General features: G+C 47.4%; 16 protein-coding genes. 4 read left to right on the top strand and 12 right to left on the bottom strand.

Annotated elements, in window-relative coordinates; genetic code table 11:
* Nucleotides 1–33: 33 nt before the first annotated feature.
* The 8 genes from GQF01_RS31775 to GQF01_RS31740 all read right to left on the bottom strand — a co-directional run bounded on the left by GQF01_RS31775 (nt 34) and on the right by GQF01_RS31740 (nt 12,620).
* Nucleotides 34–3,360, bottom strand: coding sequence for a glucuronyl esterase domain-containing protein (locus tag GQF01_RS31775; protein WP_161411059.1), 3,327 nt, complete (start codon nt 3,358–3,360; stop codon nt 34–36).
* Between the two features lie 1,044 nt (nt 3,361–4,404).
* Complete coding sequence (locus tag GQF01_RS31770; RefSeq protein WP_161411058.1) at nt 4,405–6,387, bottom strand: YjhG/YagF family D-xylonate dehydratase; 1,983 nt, start codon at nt 6,385–6,387, stop codon at nt 4,405–4,407.
* Nucleotides 6,388–6,426: 39 nt separating this feature from the next.
* On the bottom strand, nt 6,427–7,896 hold the full coding sequence (gene gucD, locus GQF01_RS31765; RefSeq protein WP_161411057.1) for an alpha-ketoglutaric semialdehyde dehydrogenase GucD: 1,470 nt from the start codon (nt 7,894–7,896) through the stop codon (nt 6,427–6,429).
* A 41-nt stretch (nt 7,897–7,937) separates the two neighbouring features.
* Complete coding sequence (locus GQF01_RS31760) at nt 7,938–8,819, bottom strand: fumarylacetoacetate hydrolase family protein (RefSeq protein WP_161411056.1); 882 nt, start codon at nt 8,817–8,819, stop codon at nt 7,938–7,940.
* 85 nt (nt 8,820–8,904) lie between these two features.
* Nucleotides 8,905–9,669, bottom strand: a complete 765-nt coding sequence (locus GQF01_RS31755) for an IclR family transcriptional regulator (RefSeq protein WP_161411055.1) — start codon at nt 9,667–9,669, stop codon at nt 8,905–8,907.
* An 80-nt stretch (nt 9,670–9,749) separates the two neighbouring features.
* Nucleotides 9,750–11,003, bottom strand: coding sequence for an FAD-binding protein (locus tag GQF01_RS31750; RefSeq protein WP_161411054.1), 1,254 nt, complete (start codon nt 11,001–11,003; stop codon nt 9,750–9,752).
* Between the two features lie 67 nt (nt 11,004–11,070).
* Nucleotides 11,071–11,700: a LysE family translocator gene (locus tag GQF01_RS31745; protein ID WP_161411053.1), complete on the bottom strand. Its 630-nt coding sequence runs from the start codon at nt 11,698–11,700 to the stop codon at nt 11,071–11,073.
* 338 nt (nt 11,701–12,038) lie between these two features.
* Nucleotides 12,039–12,620, bottom strand: a complete 582-nt coding sequence (locus GQF01_RS31740; protein ID WP_161411052.1) for a TetR family transcriptional regulator — start codon at nt 12,618–12,620, stop codon at nt 12,039–12,041.
* 145 nt (nt 12,621–12,765) lie between these two features.
* On the opposite strand from GQF01_RS31740, the gene GQF01_RS31735 reads away from it, so the two are divergent.
* Nucleotides 12,766–13,536 (top strand): SDR family NAD(P)-dependent oxidoreductase, encoded by a 771-nt coding sequence (locus tag GQF01_RS31735; RefSeq protein ID WP_161411051.1) that lies wholly within the window; start codon nt 12,766–12,768, stop codon nt 13,534–13,536.
* A 75-nt stretch (nt 13,537–13,611) separates the two neighbouring features.
* On the opposite strand, the gene GQF01_RS31730 is transcribed toward GQF01_RS31735, so the two are convergent.
* From GQF01_RS31730 to GQF01_RS31715, 4 genes are all read right to left on the bottom strand, one after another.
* Entirely contained in the window at nt 13,612–14,124 is a 513-nt protein-coding gene (locus GQF01_RS31730) for an SRPBCC domain-containing protein (RefSeq protein ID WP_161411050.1), read from the bottom strand.
* Nucleotides 14,125–14,177: 53 nt separating this feature from the next.
* On the bottom strand, nt 14,178–14,510 hold the full coding sequence (locus GQF01_RS31725; RefSeq protein ID WP_407945439.1) for an ArsR/SmtB family transcription factor: 333 nt from the start codon (nt 14,508–14,510) through the stop codon (nt 14,178–14,180).
* Nucleotides 14,511–14,732: 222 nt separating this feature from the next.
* Nucleotides 14,733–15,899, bottom strand: coding sequence for a benzoate/H(+) symporter BenE family transporter (locus tag GQF01_RS31720; RefSeq protein ID WP_161411049.1), 1,167 nt, complete (start codon nt 15,897–15,899; stop codon nt 14,733–14,735).
* A 23-nt stretch (nt 15,900–15,922) separates the two neighbouring features.
* Nucleotides 15,923–16,726 carry a uroporphyrinogen-III synthase gene (locus GQF01_RS31715; RefSeq protein ID WP_161411048.1) on the bottom strand — a complete coding sequence of 268 codons (804 nt, stop codon included), beginning with the start codon at nt 16,724–16,726 and terminating at the stop codon, nt 15,923–15,925.
* 190 nt (nt 16,727–16,916) lie between these two features.
* Here GQF01_RS31715 and GQF01_RS31710 point away from each other — a divergent pair, with 190 nt between their 5' ends.
* From GQF01_RS31710 to GQF01_RS31700, 3 genes are read left to right on the top strand one after another with little or no spacing between them, the layout of a single operon-like run.
* Nucleotides 16,917–18,659, top strand: coding sequence for a spore germination protein (locus GQF01_RS31710; RefSeq protein ID WP_161411047.1), 1,743 nt, complete (start codon nt 16,917–16,919; stop codon nt 18,657–18,659).
* Nucleotides 18,643–19,740 carry a GerAB/ArcD/ProY family transporter gene (locus GQF01_RS31705; protein ID WP_161411046.1) on the top strand — a complete coding sequence of 366 codons (1,098 nt, stop codon included), beginning with the start codon at nt 18,643–18,645 and terminating at the stop codon, nt 19,738–19,740. Before GQF01_RS31710 ends, GQF01_RS31705 begins: the two co-directional genes overlap by 17 nt.
* Nucleotides 19,727–20,914 (top strand): Ger(x)C family spore germination protein, encoded by a 1,188-nt coding sequence (locus GQF01_RS31700; protein ID WP_161411045.1) that lies wholly within the window; start codon nt 19,727–19,729, stop codon nt 20,912–20,914. Before GQF01_RS31705 ends, GQF01_RS31700 begins: the two co-directional genes overlap by 14 nt.
* Nucleotides 20,915–20,927: the final 13 nt, after the last annotated feature.

Below are 20,927 nucleotides of genomic sequence, written 5' to 3'. Positions count from 1 at the left end.
CCTGTCCTCCTCTGACTTCCTGTTACTTCCCAATTACCAATTAAATATCAATTTGGCCATTTGGACTAAATCTTCAATATCGATGAATCCGTCTTGATTGAGGTCTAAGCTCATTACGGAATTCCAATCTGGATCTTGCGATGTTTTGCCGTAAGCTTTGACCATTCTCGACAAGTCCCCAACACTTACTTTATTATCATTGTTGGTATCCCCAGGTATGGAAACAATGACCAAGCTGCGGAACAATTGCAGAGCCTCGTTCAAGGAAGTTTTGGCTTGATCTACAGCACTTTGTGTAGCAGACGAATCATTTGCAATTTGCAGAGCTGCGCTGATTGCTGTATTCAGTGCTGCTTTCGATCCGACAGGATATTGACCCACGAGCCTACCTTCGGTTGCATTCGCATAGGTGCTTTGTGCTTCTGCAATCAACTCGGATAAATCCTGCTTCTCAACGGTAGTAATATGAATGTTATGCGATGTTCCTGCGACTTCATTCTCAACGTCATCCTTGCCAACTACAATGACATTGGAAACCGTAACAGCGGCATCCCCGGATGCATCCGGCTTGGCTTTGAATTGCAGCTTCAACAGAGCTCCATTCGGATCCCCTTGCAAATTGCCGAAAAACACATTAAGCAAGCGGATTTTGCCTGGTTCTATGACTTTATAATCGACCACTTTAAAATCGTTATTAAGTGAAGCTGGTGCAATAAAGTCCAGCTTATACGTATTGAAGGTTACCGTCATATCTTGAGCCAGGGCATCTTGGCTGTATCCGTTTAACCCAAAGCTCAAATCAAATACATCGCCAGTAGATACATTCTCTGGTCCTGTCAGACTGGTTGCATTAACACCTTGAAGATCAAAAACATAAGGCTGAACGTTAGCGTTACCCGCTGAGTCTTTAAGCTGAGCAAGAATAAGCTTGCTACCTGATGCTACAGGCTTATCAAAGCCAATGGTAGCAATGGTATTATTTTCGCTCCATGTTACAGTGTAGTCATTAGCGAAATTGGTGCCGAAACCGAAATTCTGTGGGTCCATCGCATTCTCAAAGCCAATGGAAACACTAGTAGTGTCTGGTGTAATTACAGCATTGCTCGGATTAAAGGTGACCGCTCCCAAGTTGGTCGTTGGCCACGGAAGGGATTCGGGTCTTGCCCCTGTATCCGTGTTTTTGTTCGGATATTGCGGCCAATTGGCGCTCGGGCCAATCTTCACATTCGTGGACGGCCATGACGGCGGCATGACTGACTTATTTTTGTTCAAATCATAAGAAAATTGAAAGTTATAACCTGGCAGTGATTCCAGCTTCACATCTTCGAGACGGACAACCCTATTCGTCCCAGCGGCATAACTAGCCGGGAAACCCGTAACTTCTTCTTGAAAGAAGGAGTGCTTGTTGGTGTTATCAGCGTCAGCGCTCGAATAGCCAGTGTTAATGGAAGCGCCATAAGGCAGTATCCACCCCGGCTCCAGACCTTCATTCACACTTGCTGGAACTGGTACGTTGTTAGCGAAAATCTTGATAGCATTCTTATCGACTTTACTTGTAAAACCAAAAACCCACCGTTGATCGCCCGTGTCATCACCCGTGATGCTGGTGCGAAGAATCCCCTTGAGGTCATAACTTTGAAGGTAGACCGACTTATTATCCTTGCTGCTTCCAATGGTCGAAAGCGTATAGCGGCCTGCTTTGACCTTATCAGCGCTTAGCGTAAAAGTGGCAACACCTTGGACGACATCTGCGGTATAAGTGCCTGCGCCTGTGTCCAGCTTAACCTGTGGAGCATCCGAATAGGCTTTGATCGTTGCGGGATTGTCCGCTGTCAACATCTCATTCGTCGTATAAATCGAGTACTTGCCCGGCTGCGACCAACGGATAAATGAACTGTCTACTTCATACGGATAGACAGACATATTCCACACGCTGCTGTAGGTGGCAGCAGGATGAAGTGGCGGGTTCACGTTAACGCCTAACGTGTCAGGTCCTTCAACCTTGAGCGGATCGCCGTACTTTCCTCCGTGGAATTCACGGTCCATGATCGCCAGCAGGTAGGCGTGGTCACGATCTTGGAAGGCATGCGCGCCGTCATGGACGCGGACGGCGATGTTGTCGCCCACACCAAGGAGCTCATAGACCTCTTTGGCTGCGACTGTAGCTAGCACTGTACCTGGGGAGCTCAGCCAGTCAAAGCCTTCACCCGTATAGGTGATAAGTGGTCGGGGAGCAACCAGCGCAGCAAGTGCATGCGAGTCAAAAGGAAGATTGTCGAGTTCATTCCGGAAATCCTCCGCTTTAACGTCCAGCCAATGGGCTTCGCCGGTAGTGAGCAGGTTGGTAGGCTTCTCGTTACGGAAGAAACTCCGGTTCATATTGGAGTTGCTGTAAGAAGCATTCGGAGCTCCAGTACTGCTATTAGGCACGTTATAGTTGTAGATGCGACCTTCGGAGCTATATCGCATCGAGGCTATTCCGCCCTGGCCGGGATCGACAGGCACGACAATGCGGATACGTTCGTCGAAGGCTCCAGCGAGAGCTGCGCCTTTACCATTGCGCGAAACACCCGTGACAACCGACCGAGTCGGGTCGATGAGGCCTTGATATGCGCCATTTTCGAGCGCGTCGATGGTGCGGGAAATTCCCCATGCCCAGCCCATCAGCGCGCCGGAATTGCCCTCGTATGTATCCTTATTAAAAGGATACAATGTGGTGTACAAGCCGCTTCGGCTCGCGTTGTCGCTGTAGATTGTGCCTGTGGGATTGTTCATCACAGCGTAACCGCGACGCAGGAAGGCATTGCGCATGTTCGCAGAAACGCCGCCACCTACGCCGATAACAAACGGATAGGGAGGCGCGATATTGGTTTCGCCAGCTTTTAGATCGGCATCCGCTACTCCCTCTTTGTAAGTCGGGATGTAAATGCCGGTTACATTGTAGCTGCCGGACTTGTCATTTTCGGGGTTCTTGACGGTAACCGTAAGCGTTGCGTTGCTCGTACCTAGGTTGCCTGAATAGGAAACATTCTCTTTAGCGGTCTTCTTTTCGTAGCCGTAGTAGTAATACTGAAGCAAGTCAGAGAGTTCTGAACGCCTTTGTGTCCATTCTTCCTTCGTAGTCACAGAACCGTTCGTTCCCTTCGTGGGGTCAAGTTGCTTAAACAGATCTGGCAGGCCTTCAGAACTTGGCAGCTTACTTATATCAGTAGGGAAATACTCGCGTCCTGCTGGCGGTTGGGCTTGAGAAGGACCTTGATTGGACGGGTAGTAATTGTTAGTCGCGAAGGCGGCGGGCGCCATTGAGAAAAGTAGAGATACGCCCAAGACGGAGCTTAAGATTTTTTTCTTGGCATTCATGCAGCTTCCTCCAATTTTTGTGAGTGTGCATATCAGAGCTAGTGTGAGAAACGTCTTGGTGGGTGTTAGTTAGTGAGTGTATGTAAGAGTGCGCTAGTAAGCGTAGTAGTGAGCTTATGCGAGTTAGTGTGGGAGATTGATTTTGCGAGTGTGTATGTGAGTGCTTAAAGGTGATTCTGCAAGCGTGTTATGTGAGTGCTTAAAGGTGATTCTGCGAGTGGTTGTATGTGAGTGCGTATAGGCGATTCTGCGAGTGTGTAAGGTCGATTATAAGGAAAATTGTAATAGTGAGCTAAGTACGAGCGTTTGCTACAATCCATCATAAAAGTAGCTAGCAGCCCCTCATTTTGAAATCGCTTCCATTCAAAAACAAAAGTTGGCGCTTATTTGATATCCCCCGTGTTGACGTACACAGGATGGTCCGGAATCTCTTCTTGAACGACTCCAAGTGTAGCTCGAGGCGGGCCAGTATAATCGGAATGAAAAACTGCTCACCAAATTCAAGGTGATTCCATATTGTCCTTGACCCAAGAAATGATGCCCTCCTTCCCTCCATAGTCGTAAATTGTTTTCGTTTTATATAACTAGTATTACTAGTGATATTAGTTTGATTATAGATCAAATCGTAAGCGATTTCAATCTTGTTTTTAGATGATTCTTCAAAAATACTTAATCGATGCCCCTCCCCCGGAGGCACCGCAATGAATAAGGGAACTCCATTCCCTTATTTTAGTAAAAAACGCTCCTTCGGCGGGGACAAGGTAACTACAGGGTCTTATTTTGCCCCCTTCGTCCCAAATGACCTCCAGAATGACGAAATAACGGATCATAGTTCCCCTTCCCTGGCCAATTGTCCAATAATTGCTGAAATAGCGCCCTGTAGTTCCTCAAGTTTCCCACAATTTCTCACACGCTCGCTACTTTCCTCCCCATAATCCCTCACATTCGCCACTTCCCCGCCTCCCCAAAAACCAGTAAAAAAGCAGTCCTGTCGAATACATCAACAGAACTGCCTTAACCAATCTATGAAGCTGTCATAATCGCCTAAACACTCTGCTCAGCCAAGGCTTTCTTACCCGCTTCCAAAACAGCGATAATCCGCTCCACATCATAAACGCTTCCTGCCCAAGTCCCACCGCTGACAGCCTGCAAAGCTGCCCATAATTTCGTATCGTCAGGAAGTCTTGGATCTGCGGCGAGCTCGGGATGGGGCTCTCGAGCAGCAAGCACAAGCGCTCCTTCATCCGGAGTAAGCACTACGTCACCATCGCCCAGAAAATGGATCGTGCCTTCCAAACTGTTGCGATCCACGACGATGTCGATGGTATCACCATCCCGCAGCTTACCAATCGGCCCGCCAGCTAGCGCCTCAGGTCCAACGTGGCCGATGCAAGCGCCTGTGGATACCCCCGAAAACCGCGCATCCGTAATGAGCGACACGTATTTACCGAACGGCAGATGTTTCAGCGCCGAGGTTAACTGATACGTCTCCTCCATCCCCGTACCCGAGGGTCCTCGCCCGATTAACGCCATAACATCCCCGGCCACAATGCCGCCGTTCTTGATTGCCGTGATAGCCGCTTTCTCCGAGGTAAACACCTTGGCTTTACCCCTATGGCGGTAAATACCGTCTTCTCCAACGGTTGTCGGATCAATCGCGGTTGATTTGATGACTGATCCTTCCGGAGCCAGGTTCCCCATCGGAAATGTTACCGTCGAGGTCAGTCCTCTTTCTTTGGCACGCTCCGGACTCATAATGACCTGATCGGGATCTATGCCGTCCATTTCCATAAGAAGGCTCCGCATTTTGTGGCGACGCTCGCTCGATTCCCACCAATCCAGTACAGTCCCTAGCGTTTCGCCCGTTACGGTCAATGCATTTTCCTTCAGTACGCCCAAACGGCGAAGATGCAGCATCACTTCTGGCACACCGCCAGCCAAAAACACCCTCACAGTCGGATGATACTCTGGACCGTTAGGTAGAACGCTGACTAACCTTGGCACGCTTTTATTCACGCGTATCCAATCTTGAACGGTCGGGACCGGCAGCCCTGCCGCATGCGCGAAAGCAGGAATATGCAGCAGCAAGTTTGTCGATCCTCCAAAAGCAGCATGAACAACCATGGCATTATGGATAGACTCTTCCGTCAGAATATCCTTCATCCGAAGGCCTTTTTCCTCCAGCGTCATCATTGCGCGTGCCGATTGCCTAGCCATCTCCTCCCATACGGGCTGACCGGATGGGGCCAGCGCAGCATGAGGCACCGTCATGCCCATGGCTTCTGCAACCACCTGCGAAGTGGCTGCTGTGCCGAGAAATTGGCAGCCTCCGCCTGGTGTTGCGCAAGCCCGGCAGCCTAGATCAGCAGCATCCTCAAGGCTTAGTTCGCCATTTGCATACCTGGCGCCAATGGTTTGGATTTTGCCAGCGTCCTCACCTTCCGTCGGGGGCAACGTCACTCCCCCAGGCACGATTACGCATGGGAGTTCATGCATACCAGCCAGTGCGATCATCATCGCTGGCAGTCCTTTATCGCAGGTTGCCACACCGAGGACACCTTTGCGTGTCGGCAACGAGCGGATGAGACGACGGAATACGATCGCTGCATCATTGCGATAAGGAAGAGAATCAAACATACCTTCCGTCCCCTGAGACCTGCCGTCGCAAGGGTCGCTCACATAACCAGCGAAAGGAACCCCGCCGCTTTCTGTAATCACCTCGGCAGCAGCTTGCGTCAACAGGCCAACCTCCCAGTGGCCGGTATGGTAGCCCAGAGCAACGGGACTGCCGTCCTCTTTACGAATGCCGCCTTGCGTGCTCAGCAAAAGGTACTGCTTCCCCTTCAGGCGAGATGGCTTCCACCCCATCCCCACATTTTGGGTAAGACCGAACAGCTCTCCGCTCGGAGCATGCAGTAACATTTCTTTCGTTAATGGCAATGAGCCTGTGGGGCCTTGTGCATGTGTATGAATCGTATACAAATCGTTATTTTCATTGATCATAATCGACTTTAATTGCTCTGTCATCAACCTTCACCCTTCCGAATCAGGCATCCTAGCAAGGAGCTACGCTTTGAGAAACACAGTTTTGATCGAGGTGAAAAATTCGATAGCCGCCTGCCCTTGCTCACGCGAATGAGAGCTGGACTGCTTCATACCACCGAACGGAGCCTGCAGCTCCACACCGGCTGTCTCGGAATTAATTCTCACTAAACCAGCATCCATATCTTGAATAAACGATAGAATATTGCCTATATTTTGCGTATAAATAGAAGCGCTCAAGCCAAAGTCCGAATCATTAGCCACCTGAATGGCTTGTTCCATAGAGTTCACCTGAATAAGGGCAAGAACAGGTCCGAAGATCTCTTCCCGGGCTATCGCCATTTCCGGTGTGACTTTATCGAAGACGGTAGGCTGAATATAAAAGCCTTCGGCCAGATCCGGGTGGTCTGGGGATGAACCGCCGAACAACAGCTCAGCACCTTCCTCTATCCCTTTTTGAATGTACGATTGCACGGTTTTGAGTTGATTTTCGTTTGCGCATGGACCCAGCCATGTTCCGGCATCTAGACCGTGACCTACGGTCAAGCCTTTTAATTTGCTCAGCAGCTTCTCTTTAAAAGCTTCATAAACCTCGCTCATCACAATGACACGGCTTGTTGCCGTACATTTCTGACCTGTCGAACGGATGCCTCCGCTAATTGTCGCATCAACAGCCAAATCTAGATCAGCATCCGCAGCGATAAGGATCGGATTTTTCCCGCCCATCTCGAGCTGGTATTTCGCTCCTCTAGCTAGTGCCGCTTGCCCGACTCGTTTGCCAACCTGATTAGAGCCGGTAAATGTAATTCCGTTCACATCCGGATGCTCGGCAAGACCTTGCCCGATAACGGCTCCGCTGCCGGTTACCAAGTTTAACACCCCGGCTGGAAGTCCCGCTTCTGCGAAGCATTCCACGATTTTGGCAGCCGTTACGGCCGTCTCCTGAGCAGGCTTCAGCACAACGGCATTGCCGTAGATTAAGGATGGCGCCATTTTCCAAATTGGAATAGCAACGGGGAAATTCCAAGGTGAAATAACGCCGACAACGCCAAGCGGCACACGCGTCGTAAACATCAGCGCTTCGCTATCTGTCGAGGGTATGACGTCGCCGATTTTCCGCATTCCTTCGCCAGCGTAGTAGCGCAGGATGGCTACGCCTCTTGCTGTTTCACCCTTTGCTTCTGGCAGTGTTTTGCCCATTTCACGCGTCATGCTCTCCGCAATTTCATCGATGCGACTCTCAAGCACATTGGCTGCTTTAAACAGATAGTCGCCTCTTGCCGCCCCGGACAGCTTTCTCCAACCTTGCTGCGCCGATTTGGCGGATGCTACTGCCTGGTTCAAATCCTCCAATGACGACGACTGCACATAACCGACGACTTCGCTCTTTCTAGCTGGATTAATGCTCGGTACGGTTTGCCCAGTGCCAGCAGCCTGCCATTCCCCGTTGAAATAATTCAAATACGTTTGTCCGCCAACAAATTTGGATGTCATGTTTATTCCTCCTACAAGATATGTTTTTTTATAAGTCGAAATTAGTTACCAGCGCTTACAACATGATTAACAAGTGTCCCAATACCCGTGATCTCAATTTCAATTCTGTCACCGTGAGCAAGTGTAAATTCGTTAGGAGGCACAATACACGTTCCAGTCAGCAAAACGGTACCTTCAAACAACTCATTATCCCGAATCAAATATTCCGTCAGTTCCTCGAGTTTGCGTTTGAGTTGATTGGTATTCGCCGTTCCCTCAACGGCCTTTTCCCCGTCACGATAGATATGGCTTGTAATTTGGAAGTTATAAGGATTATCTACCGCTTCGGCTAAGCGAATTGCAGGTCCTATGGAACATGAACGCTTCCATACCTTGGCTTGAGGCAGATAAAGCGGATTCTCGCCTTCAATATCTCGGCAGCTCATATCATTGCCAATGGTGTATCCGATAATTTTTCCTGCGGCGCTGAGAACAAGACCTAACTCCGGTTCTGGCACCTGCCAAACGGAATCGCTTCGCAGCTGTACTTCGCCGCCAGGGCCAACCGTCCGCGCCGCTGTTGACTTGAAAAAGATTTCCGGGCGGACAGCATCATAAACTTTATCATAAAAAGTGGAAGCATCCAGCCTGCCTTCCGTGGCTTCATAGTTGCGCGCATCGCGGCTTCGCTCATAGGTAACCCCTGCTGCCCATACTTCCGGAGCCTCGATGGGAACCAGAAGCTGAAGCTGATCAATTTGATCATGCAACGCTTCAATGCCTTCAATCGCTTTGGAAACCAATTCGAGCGGTGTAATCTCCAACCGATCAGCTTCATGAATCAGTGCTAAAAAATCGCTTTGCTGCAGCGCAAAAATTTGATCTTGATCATTAACAGCAGCTAACTGTGCAGACCCTTCCTTTTCAAAACGAATAATTCTCATTTTTGTTCACTCCTTCTAATTTGTTTTATATTATAAAACAGCGTTCTATAATACAGACGAAAAAAATGCCTGGACTCGACATGCTTTACAAAACGTGCCGAAACCCCAGGGTGAGCGAAATTGCTTCTGCTTCCTTTTGGAGAAGCGCAATATACGCCTTAAACAATGAATCATCTACCGTTGAGACTAATGTTGAAATACTGATTGCTGCTACAATCGAGCCATTATGCTCGAAAATAGGAGCCGCTGCACATCTTACGCCAGGTTCGTTCTCTTCGTTGTCAATGGAATAGCCCTGATGCTTGACCAGATTCAGCTCGTTAACGAAAGCATCTTTCGACGTAATCGTCACGTCTGTAATCTTGGAGAATTGGTAATTCCGAAGGAGCGAATCGACCTCATCCTTCGCTCTATAAGCTGCCAGGACCTTGCCTACTGCACTGCTGTGAAGTGAAATTCTGCGCCCTATTCGGGAATAGCGAATCGCAGCTTTTTCCCCTTCGACTTTATCCAAATATACGCCTTCTTTCCCATCCAGAATCACGAGATGGGTTGTTTGCCCTGTTTGTTCCGACAAAGCAACCAAGTGTTTGCGGGCGGCTGTACGGATGTCCAAGCTTTGCAGCATCAATTGTCCCTTTTCCAAAAGCTTAAGCCCTAGCTTATACTTGCCAGTCTCCGCATCCTGATTGATGTAACCGTGCATCTGAAGCGTTTTCAATAAGGAGTGTACCGTACTTTTGTGAAGCTCCATTCTTGCGCTGATTTCTGTAATCTTAAGTTCTGTCGTATACTCGTCGAACAAGTCCATAATTTTCAATGCTCTGTCCAGCGCTTGAATAATAGGCATGGTCTCACCTCTATCTACAGATCCATAATAATCCTAAACGCTCATTCAAGCAAGATGAACTTGTCATCGGATATCTTTTTTCAATAAATATAGGTGTTTAAAAAGTCATTTCGGAACTTCCCTTGCGGATCACAACGAAGGAGCATTTCTTGGAAATCCGGCAGCTTCTCGTATAGAGATTTCAGGACTGCGGGCTGCATAGTAAACAGTTTCGCCCAATGCGGACGGGCCTGGAAAGGCGCAAGCTGCTTCTCGATAACGGGCAGAACTTGCTTGACCGCTTCCCAATTCGGCTTCCATGTGAAATGAATAGCGACCGAATCCTGATGATAATTTGGACTCATCCACAGGTCATCTTTTGCAATTGTGCGAACCTCAGAAATGTATAGAAATGGCGAAATTTGCTCTCTGATCTCATTAATTGCACACAAGGCCTGATAAGCAGCATGGCGCGGCACGAAATACTCGCTTTGCAGTTCTTCTCCAGCACTCGGGGTGAAGTCCATGCGGAAGTGTGCCAATCTCTCGTAAGAAGGTCCCGGAATCCCCATTTGTTCACTGCAATTCTCTGCCGTATGCCCTGGCACTGGATGTCGTGGTGAGTCCGCTAATTTAGCACCAAAAAATTCAGGTTCAGCCTGATTAGAGATGTGATCTGTCACTTTCTGCTTTAGCCAGACTTGATTGACATTGTCGCTACTCCAATCGGTAAACAAACTAACACTATACGCATGGGAAAAAATATCGTCAAAGTGCTCTTCCAATTGCTCGAAAGGAAGATTGTCATAGACATGCTGACTGATTTGAAAGGTTGGAATTACATCCAGCGTCATTCTAGTGACGACTCCCAGTCCTCCTAACCCAACGATCGCACCTTCTATGTTTTGTTGTTCACGCGAGAATATGGCCAGTTCCCCGTTCGCATGAACCATCTCTATCGAATCAACGATGGTAGCAAGATTGCCATTTCGATCGCCAGATCCGTGCGAAGCGGTAGCACATGCGCCAGCAACAGTGATGTGCGGCAGGGAGGCCAAATTGTGAATGGCATAACCATGTTTATGTAGATACTCGCATAATTCGCCGTACCGGATTCCAGCTTCAACCGTTACCTTATTGCTAACGGTGTCTAATGCCACCACGCGATTCAGATTTTGCAGCGAAAGCAAATCTTCAGTGCAATCGGCAATGCTATTAAACGAATGTCGTGTGCCGAGGACCTTCATTTGTTTACTTCTAGCAACCAATTCTTGCACGTCTTCTACTTTTACTGGAGTATGCAGTTCTGTGGCGTTATACCTGTAGTTTCCAGCCCAGTTCAAATTATTAATCATATGATCACGCTCCTTCGAGTTAAGAATTCGCTATAGGACTCATGAATTCCTTGCTGGAAGGATCGCTTTATCGACGCTGAATCGCCAGCTTAACGGCAAGTCCCGCTAACACTCCGGACATCACCAAGCGCTGTGCCTTAAGCCATGTCGGCCGCTCGCCGAACCAGCTGGCAATTTTACTTGCCGTAAGAACAATAAGTAGATTCACAGCAAAGCTAATTACGATTTGCGTTAGACCTAGAACCGCGCTCTGTGTGAACAATGAGCCTTGAGTTGGATCCTGAAATTGTGGGAGAAGGGAAATGTACAATACGGCGATTTTGGGGTTAAGCAAATTGGTTATAAAGCCCATCAGGAACAATTTGCTTGGCTTCTCAATTGGGAGCACGATAGGCTCAAGTATAGAGGCGGAGCCTGGTTTAATTGCCTTCCATGCCAGCCAAAGCAGGTAAGCCGCACCTGCCCACTTCATTGCCGTGTAGATGATCGGCACGGTATTGAATATAGCGATTAGTCCCGCCATAGATGCAATCAGATATACGAGGAAACCGAGCACAACGCCCATTAACGAAATCATGCCGGCTTTGCGACCTTGCGATATCGAACGCGAGATCAGGTAAATCATATTAGGTCCGGGAGAACAAACCATCCCAAGCGATACAACTCCAAAAGCAATTAATGTACCTAGACTAATCAAAGACATTCCCCCTAGCAGAATCGGATAAATTCAGAATATAGTATCATACTTACATTTTGATGTATATCACAAACGGGTAAATGAAGAAAACCATCAGGGTAAATTCTCCTGACGGTCTGGTTAGTCGTTGTATTCGTGTCCACGAAGAGAGGGAACTTGAGTCGCTTATTCGCAGAATAATGCGCTGTTCCTACAATCTGGGGAACTACAGGGTCTAATCTATGCTCCATGACAGCTTTTTCAGGGGAAATGGGCAAAATAACGGAACGCAGTTCCCCCTAAACGTGAAAACTGTGCCATTTCAGAGATATAGGGGGCTATAGTTCCCTCAAATCAAATCATTTCCCAGACAACGTGTCACCCTGGGCTATCAATCTAACAGCTCTAGCAATTGCATCCTTTAGCTCAGCAGGATTGTCCGCAGCCTCTGGATGAAGCGATGGCCCAAAGGGGTTCGTCGCGGTCCAAGCTGTAGCTAGCGTCATGATCGCCGTCAGAAGAAAACCCGGTGAGAAGCTCGCTCCCACCTTGCCATCGCTTTGTGCCTTCTGCAGCGCCTGAGTCTTCTTGCCATGAACCTCATATCGTTCAGCAGGGCTTTCTGCTCGTTGTTCCAGGCTTGACCATGTCATAAGCCGCATCAAATCCGGGTTCGACATCGTAAAGTCGAATACGCGCTCCGCATAACCTGAGAGGTCCTCAGGTGTGAAAACTAATTCCTCATAGACACGCATGAGATGTTTCTGAAGTGTGGTGGTGAACAGCTTCTCTTTGCTCTCGAAATAGATGTAGATCAAGTTTTTGTTGCATCCGGCTGTCTTGGCAATACGATCGACTCGTGCGCCTGCGATGCCATAGGCAGAGAACTCCGCCAAAGCCGCCTCCAATATCCGTTCCCGCGTTGCTTCGGCGTTGCGCATGGCGGTTCCTCCTTGTACCCTCATTTTAGCTACAATATATCATGGGCATTATTACGTTGACAAACGACTCGATAGGTTTTATTATTTAACTAAACAGTTAGTTAACTGTTCGCAAACTACAAATTCACGAAAGAAGGAATAGAAAATGAACCCAACAACAGCAGCTACAAAGATCGCCATCGTCACAGGCGGAAGCCGCGGCCTTGGCCGTAACACGGTGCTGAACCTTGCCAAGCGGGGCGTTGACGTGATCTTCACTTACCATACGAATCAAGCGGAAGCTGAAATCGTCATAGGCCTCGTGCGCGAGATGGGTCGCACAGCTATTGCTTTGCAGCTCGATACCAGTCATGTCAGCTCATTCGATCCATTCGTACAGAACGTGCGCCAGGCGCTAGAAGAACTTGGCTCTGAAAGCTTTCACTTCCTTGTCAATAACGCAGGGACATCGCATCACCAAAGCTTCGAGCAAACGACGGAAGAAGAGCTGGATAAGCTCTACAACGTCCACTTCAAGGGAGTATTTTTCCTTACTCAGAAGCTCTTGCCACTTATCAGTGATGGCGGCAGGATCGTGAACATCTCCACGGGTCTTACTCGTATCATATCTCCAGGAAGTTCAGCTTATGCATCCATGAAGAGTGCTATTGAGACTCTAACCCGCTACCAGGCGAAGGAACTAGGAGCACGCGGAATTGCCGTGAACACCGTTGCACCGGGAGCCATCGCGACTGATTTCTCTGGCGGCATGGTGCGAGACAATCCCGAGTTGAACAAACGTATCGCGGAGATGACAGCTCTTGGCCGCGCCGGTGAACCTGACGACATTGGCCCGATGATTGCCTCGCTGCTTTCCGAAGAGAATCGCTGGGTCAACGCCCAACGCATTGAGGTATCGGGAGGCATGTCGATCTAAACCGTACCAGTTACGCAAAAAAAGGGTGTCACTCTAGTCAATATGACTGAGCGGCACCCTCTCTATATCTACTAGTTACGCCTGGATCGACTCTAAATGCTGGGCAAGTCTGTCCCATGTTTCTGTGACACCTTGCAGCATGCCCATGTCCATCACTTTCTGTACATCTTCAGCCGACGCATATTCTCCGCGGTTAATGACTTTCGTCCCGTTCTCCGTCTGGATGAACTCCAGCGTCACGATGGTTGCTGGCATATTCGGCGCCTCATTGCCTTCTGCATCGGAGAAGTAATCCACTGCCACAATCTTCTCAGGTACGATGATTTCACGGTACACACTTTTGCCCCATGATTCCATGCCATAGAAGTCGCCTTGGTTCTTATCTTCGCATTTCATGCAATAATGCCAAACTCCGCCTACACGGAAATCAACATGACACACCGGAAGGGTCCAGCCTTTTGGCCCCCACCAATGCTTCAGATGTTCCGCTTGCGTGAAGGCTTGAAATACAAGCTCGCGAGGGGCATTGAATTCGCGCTCCAGAAATAATACCTTACCCTCTACCCTGGATACCATTTGATTCGCCATGTTAACTTCCTCCTTGATATCTGTAATTGGTCATAATCGCTCTGTTGCTGCGTTCACTTCTTGGTGTCCTTACCCTGCAGCTTCTGCAAATAGTCATCCAGGCGGTCGAAACGCTGCTCCCAGATGACGCGGTAGTTCGCCAGCCATTTGTCGAGCTCTCGAAATGGATCTGGCCGAAGCCTGTAGATTCGGCGATTCGCATCCACCTCAGCCTCTACAATGCCAGCTTCGCTAAGAACACGCAAATGCTTGGAGGCTTGTGGCTGACGCAGCTGCAGCCGTTCGGCGATTTCCCCCACGGTGAGCGGGCATTCGCGCAAAAGCTCAACAATTTGCATGCGGGTTGGTTCTGCCAAGGCACTCATGACGTTAATATCCATTGTCATCATCCGTTCTCTTGCTGTAAGTTTACGGGGCCTTTGGTTCGGCTAGGTCATAAGTACTTCCCTCGCTAAACCAAATATACCACGAATGGAATATTCCTGTAAAGGAATATTAATAAATACCTCTTTAAAATTTCATTGTCAGGCCCTCATTTACAAACCATACTTTCCTACAAGCCCTGAAGTCTACCAATATTATCATTCTAGCTTACGTATATGCCTTACTCAACCAGTATCGAGGGCACTTTGAACTTCTTTTTCACCCAAAAGCTTCGCGGTAACCACGCCCAGCAACAAAGCCCAAACAGGCGTTGAAATACCAAAAAATGCACGATTTGAAATGGCAATAATAAATGTAAACAACACGGAGAATCGGAAATTTTTATCTGAAAAAGCAGATTGTAGACTATTCATCAGAACTCCGACTAGAGAAAAGCCAGTAATCATGGTGACAAAGGGGGTTGGAAGCAGTTCGATGACATCAATGATTTTCCAAGCAAATAGACCAAAAAGTGTAACTAAACTTCCCGAAACAATGGCCGCCCACACTCTGCGATCCTTGCTCCCTGCGTCATCTCCGCTGCAAAGCGCACTCATCATTCCACCTACATTGGCAGCATGACCAGCGAATAATCCAGCAAGCGCTGAAAATAAACCTGATGCAACTATCGTTTTATTAACGGGAGGATCAAATCCATTGCTTTTCAAAGCCGTCAATGCCACAGCTATATCATTACTGATTACTAGGATAGAGATGGGAATCGCAAGCGATACTAGAGCCTCTATCGTGAAAGAAGGCAGGACAGGAAGAGGAAGGCTGAAGCTTGTATGCTGCATTCCTGGAAATGTGTAACTACTGAGTAATCCGACTAGCCCCAACACAAGTACCCCCATAAATGGAGGGATCTTTCGAGAAATGACACCCGTTAGAAAGAATCCAAATATAGCTAGCAATCCGACTATTGGCATGGACATAACAGCTGGTACAATTTTTACAACATAATTGAGTATAAGACCTGCAAGCAAGGCATCAATCAACGGTTTTGGAATATAGTAGAGCACCTTTTTGAATAGACCTGTGAAGCCGAATACAGTAATAATCAGGCCTGACATAATAAAACCGCCGGCCAATTCACCAAGACTGAATTGAGCCGCTACGGAAGCCAAGAAGGCGATTGCCGTGATGGAATGAGCCCCGCCATAAGGGATTTTATAGATGAACGTCATCACGAGGTTAAGGAGTCCACCAAGAAAATAAACGGCAAACATCCACGTAACCGTTTCGCTTCGACTGAGTCCTGCACTTTCTGCTACTTGCATAACTAATAAGGCACCGCCGCTGCAGGCCAGCAGCGCAGACATAATGCCGGTCATGACATTTTGAGTGTTCATAGTCTCTATTTTCAGACCTGAGTTCACTTGCTGTAATCCTTCACTAATTCAATGATCATAGCGCCCATACGCTCCGTTTCAGGCACAATCACTCGATTCAAACCTTCCTCTTTCAACGCCTCAGCCGTAACTTTGCCAACAGCAACTGCCTTGACATCGCTGGAGAAAGCTTGTCTAACGCGATCAATAATCCCTTGACGTCTCGTATATTCGAACAAATATCTCACTTGCACAGCGGTAGTAAAACACACAGCATCAATCGAACCCGTTATAAGTTCCTGACACAGCGTTTCAAGTACAGAGGACTCCGGTTCAATATGCCGATAAGGCAAAAGTTGAACAACCGTTGCTCCCCGCTCCTCCAAGAATTGAATCAGTGCTGGTTGTGGCTCTCCATGCAGCTGGACTACCACCGTTTGATCCTCAAAGTTGGATGATTCCAAACGATGAATTAACCCTTGTATGGTCCCATCTTCATCGATGACGATCGGTTTTATATCTAGCTTCTTCAGCCAATTAATTGTCTTATATCCGCGCGCGGCAACATTTGCATCCTTCATTTTTTGCACCAAGGTGGAAGAAAGATCTAATTTATCAGCCGCATTTAGCATCGTATCTGCGCCAACACCCGTTGTGAATACAAACCAATCCACTTTGTTATGTACACAAAATAGTAATTCTTTCTCCACAGCTGACTCATCCAAATAAATGAAACCTTGTAAAGGGCGAACCACCGGGGTTCCTCCCTGTTTTTCAATTAACAAGCTCATTTCCTCTGTTTTTCTGGAACCCGCAATAACGATTTTCTTGCCATTTAGTTTCTCCATCTCTCTGATTCCCCCTATCTTAATAACAAAAGTATATAGAAGTTAGTCGATAAATTCATCAACCAATTCTAGATGATATGAACCCTCCACTTGCCGGACTTCTGATCTACTCGAAACCCAGCCTATACTTCCTCTAATCCATACATGAAATTTCTGTTAAATAAACATAATACATACGGGGGTGTTGTCAATGTGGCGTTCGATAGCGGAAGCTCTTCCGGGTTGGAAAATGCTCATGTGGGCATCGCTCACTTTTCTTATTCCTTATAGTTTCTCAAGATTATTTGGTTGGTTTACTCAAAAAGAACGAATCAATCGCGGTTGGAACGAAGAAAACGAGTCTATGGCTCCTAACAACTCCCTCTGGACCACAAATAACTCACCGTCAAAACCGTGGACGGATTGGCCGCCCACCGATAGGCTGAATAGTCATTTAGAAGAAAATTTAAACCTGTTATCCGAGCGGCTAGGCAATAACTCGGATTATTCTGTGCGCGAATTCAATATCGGAGGGAGCACGATTCGCGCGGCTATCGTTAGTATGAACAAGATATCCGACGCAACGATGATTCAAGAGTATGTTCTCAAACCGTTAATGGTGGAGCTTCGGAAAACAAACGTGACGGAATTATATGCCGGCACCGATTTCAAAGCTTTTATTAAAAATCATATTTTACCACTCTCCAAAATAACCGAAACTGAGCATGTCTATCAGATGATTGAAACCGTGTTAACAGGTTCGACAGCTTTGCTTATTGATGGGATTCCTGGGGGTTTGATCCTCGGAACAGGTTCCACGGAGCCGCAAAATTTCGAAGAGCCTTCTTCGGAATCGCTTGTACGCGGGCCGAAGATCGGCTTTGTCAACTCGCTCGAAGAGAATATCTCCCTGCTGCGTTCAAGAGCATCCGATCCTAATCTACAAATGCTGGGCTTCCAAGTTGGAGAGAGGAATAAGAAGAACTTGGTCATCTCCTACGTTGATGGCATTGCGGATCCGAATCTGGTGGATGAAGTGAAGCGCAGAATTGAGAAAATCAAGATCGATGACCCTCTTGAATCCGGATATATCGATCAGTTAATTGAAGATAACTTCATGTCACCATTCCCGCAGGTACAAAGCACAGAGCGGCCAGATCGCGTCATTGCCTCGTTGTTGGAAGGGCGAGTAGCTATTCTGACAGATGGAAGCTCCTACGCTTCTATCGTTCCAGTGACGCTTAGCATGATGCTGCAATCTCCCGAAGATTATTATGTACATTGGCTTCCATCTTCCTTGGTGCGTTTATTACGCTATCTGGCCGCATTCGTTGCACTGCTAGGACCGGCCATCTATATCTCTTTCTTATCATTTCATCAGGGTTTGATCCCTACCAAGCTTGCCATTTCTATGGCTGGAACTCGTGAAGGGGTTCCATTCCCCCCATTCTTAGAAGCTTTGATCATGGAGGTCGTTATTGAAATTTTACGTGAAGCAGGGCTTCGTTTGCCTAAACCTGTCGGTCAGACGGTCGGACTTGTCGGAGGACTGGTCATCGGTCAAGCCGCTGTTGAAGCCGGCATCGTAAGCCCATTAATGGTTATCGTTGTCTCTTTAACTGCAATCTCATCTTTTGCTATCCCACAATATGATGCAGGAATTGCATTACGCATATTGCGTTTTGTTGCCATGTTTTCCGCAGCGATGCTTGGGATCTACGGTGTTGTTATGTTCACGCTGTTCCTAAGCATTCATATTGCCAAAATCAGAAACTTTGGAATCCCTTACGCCAGCCCTTTTGCGCCTTACCGGTCAAGCGATTGGAAAGACCTATTAATACGTGCTCCTCTTTCGAGTATGAAGAAAAGGCCTCAGATGATGAATCCACAGGACCAAACACGGCAAGGAAATCGTCCAATGAAAGGGGAACGGTCAGATGATTCGTCCGAATGATCGTATTACAACTCCTCAAGCTGCTGTCATCTTAGCGAATATTCTGTTAGGTGTGGGCATCCTGACTTTGCCGAGATATCTCGCAGATACGATGAAGACGCCAGACGGATGGATAACCGTAATCCTTGGAGGTATCCTTGCGTTTGCTTTCGGATTGATTATGGTCCGACTTAGCCAGCGCTTTCCAGGGAAAACCTTTTTTGAATACAGCCAAATCATCGCAGGCAAATGGATGGGAAAACTGCTTAATCTGGTTCTGATCGTGTACTTCGTTCTGTTTGCCGGATTTGAAGTCCGTGATATGTCAGAGATAATCAACTATCTTTTCCTTGAAAAAACACCTAAGGAATTTACCATTCTCGTCTTTATGTGCGTTGCCGTTTACCTTACCGCAGGAGGAATCAATGCCATCGCCCGTCTGTTCGAATTCATTTTGCCCATCAGCATCCTCATTATTATCACAAGTTATTCCTTAAGCTTAAGACTGTTTGAACTTGAAAATTTGCGGCCTGTGCTAGGGATGGGGATTGGACCTATCTTCAAAGGACTGCCTGAAACATGGAGAGCCTTTGCAGGTATAGAAACGATGTTATTCGTTACTGCTTATATGAGCAGACCTGAAAAAGCTGGCAAAGCACTTCTAGCTGGCGTTGGTATTTCCGTATTCATATATCTGGTCACCCTCATCGTCGTCTTGGGGGGCATTCCGTTCGAACAAGTTGCCACTTTGACATGGCCTGCCATCTCCATCGTCCGGTCATACGAAATTACTGGTTTTTTTCTTGAGCGGTATGAGTCATTGCTCATTGTAATTCGCTTAATACAAGTATTTACCGGATTTGTTATGTACCATTACATTGCTGCTCTAGGACTCTCAATTACGCTTAAGAAAACCTACAACCGCTATATTTACATCGTTCTTCCCGTGATTTTCATGATAGCTATGTATCCCAAAAGCATAAATCAGGTCAAAGCGCTTGGGGATGTAGTCAGCGGCATCTTTTTGGGAATCATTGCTCTGGTAGCGCCAATCCTTCTTATTATCACCGTGTTAAGGAAGAAATCCTATGTTCAAAATTAAAGTAATCGCTGCCAATTTGCTCTTGCTGTCGCTACTTGTTATGACCGGCTGCTGGGATAGTAAAAACATTACGGAAATGTCCATTGTGGTAGGTGAAGCTATTGATCAAGGGGATGAAGCGCCGAAAGAGGACGAATTAAATAAAAAAGGCGGTGGCTATCGGAAGCAAGACTTGATCACGATAACCTGGCAGATTGTGATACCGAAGATTGCTGCGTCAAGAAGTGTCTCTGCAGACATGAAACCATATAAAAACCTCTCTCTGTCTGGAGATATGATTCATCAATTCGCACGAGAAGTTTCACTTGAGTCCAAACCGCTTTTCAACCAGCATCAGAAAATGTTTGTTTTCGGGGAGAAGCTTGTGCGCAGCATAAATTTAGAGACGCTGATCGATCAGCATTTTCGCGATAATGAAGTTAGAGAAAGCGGACTTGTACTCGTGGCTAGAGGACTGGCGAAAGATACATTAGAATCAAAAGGCCCTGACATCCCCGTCGATCGACTTGTTCGGATTTCGAAAAATCAATACCGATCGACGAGGATTTTACCGTCAATGACCATTCAAAACATCATGGAGAAGATCGCAACCCATTCCAACTTCCTGATCCAAAGCGTAGTTGCCGCGCAAGATGAAGTGAAATTTGCTGGAGCTGCTGTATTCAAACAAGGAGAAAATAAGCTGATCGGGTTTCTGAGTGAAGAAGAATTAGAAGGCTTGACCTGGTTAACGGGAAAAAGTAAAGGCGGCGTGGTGAAAACAATGGATGAGGGCAATCATCCGTTTATCATCTATGAGCTGGAATCGTTAAAAAGCCAAATTAAGCCGAAAGTGTCGGGCGACAAAATATCCTTTCACGTGGAAATTGACTCTGTTGGCCGCCTGACGGAAGACTGGCGCGATAAAGTCGATTATCTCGATGACAGCTACCTGCAATCCGCGGAAAAAGCGGCAGAAAAAGAAGTCTCTCGCCATATCGACATGATTCTCAAGGTCATGCAAAGCAAGTATCTTGTTGAGGTTGCCGGCTTTGGCACGCAATTAAGAATCCATTACCCGAAGGTCTGGCAAAAAGTGAAACAAAACTGGGATCAAGAATTCAGCAAGATCCCTGTTACGTACTCCGTAAAACTGAAAATAAACGATTATGGATTAAGACGCGAGAAAAAATAAGACAGACTTGAGC

Source organism: Paenibacillus silvestris (genome assembly GCF_009882985.1).
GTDB lineage: Bacteria > Bacillota > Bacilli > Paenibacillales > NBRC-103111 > Paenibacillus_E > Paenibacillus_E silvestris.
The sequence above is the reverse complement of the archived record's forward strand: the minus strand, read 5'-3'. Positions and strand labels throughout refer to the sequence as shown.

Coding starts and splice junctions, on each gene's coding strand:
- GQF01_RS31775 (WP_161411059.1), bottom strand. CDS start 3,360: ATGAATGCCAAGAAAAAAATCTTAAGCTCCGTCTTGGGCGTATCTCTA.
- GQF01_RS31770 (WP_161411058.1), bottom strand. CDS start 6,387: ATGACAGAGCAATTAAAGTCGATTATGATCAATGAAAATAACGATTTG.
- gucD (WP_161411057.1), bottom strand. CDS start 7,896: ATGACATCCAAATTTGTTGGCGGACAAACGTATTTGAATTATTTCAAC.
- GQF01_RS31760 (WP_161411056.1), bottom strand. CDS start 8,819: ATGAGAATTATTCGTTTTGAAAAGGAAGGGTCTGCACAGTTAGCTGCT.
- GQF01_RS31755 (WP_161411055.1), bottom strand. CDS start 9,669: ATGCCTATTATTCAAGCGCTGGACAGAGCATTGAAAATTATGGACTTG.
- GQF01_RS31750 (WP_161411054.1), bottom strand. CDS start 11,003: ATGATTAATAATTTGAACTGGGCTGGAAACTACAGGTATAACGCCACA.
- GQF01_RS31740 (WP_161411052.1), bottom strand. CDS start 12,620: ATGCGCAACGCCGAAGCAACGCGGGAACGGATATTGGAGGCGGCTTTG.
- GQF01_RS31735 (WP_161411051.1), top strand. CDS start 12,766: ATGAACCCAACAACAGCAGCTACAAAGATCGCCATCGTCACAGGCGGA.
- GQF01_RS31730 (WP_161411050.1), bottom strand. CDS start 14,124: ATGGCGAATCAAATGGTATCCAGGGTAGAGGGTAAGGTATTATTTCTG.
- GQF01_RS31725 (WP_407945439.1), bottom strand. CDS start 14,510: ATGACAATGGATATTAACGTCATGAGTGCCTTGGCAGAACCAACCCGC.
- GQF01_RS31720 (WP_161411049.1), bottom strand. CDS start 15,899: ATGAACACTCAAAATGTCATGACCGGCATTATGTCTGCGCTGCTGGCC.
- GQF01_RS31715 (WP_161411048.1), bottom strand. CDS start 16,726: ATGGAGAAACTAAATGGCAAGAAAATCGTTATTGCGGGTTCCAGAAAA.
- GQF01_RS31710 (WP_161411047.1), top strand. CDS start 16,917: ATGTGGCGTTCGATAGCGGAAGCTCTTCCGGGTTGGAAAATGCTCATG.
- GQF01_RS31705 (WP_161411046.1), top strand. CDS start 18,643: ATGATTCGTCCGAATGATCGTATTACAACTCCTCAAGCTGCTGTCATC.
- GQF01_RS31700 (WP_161411045.1), top strand. CDS start 19,727: ATGTTCAAAATTAAAGTAATCGCTGCCAATTTGCTCTTGCTGTCGCTA.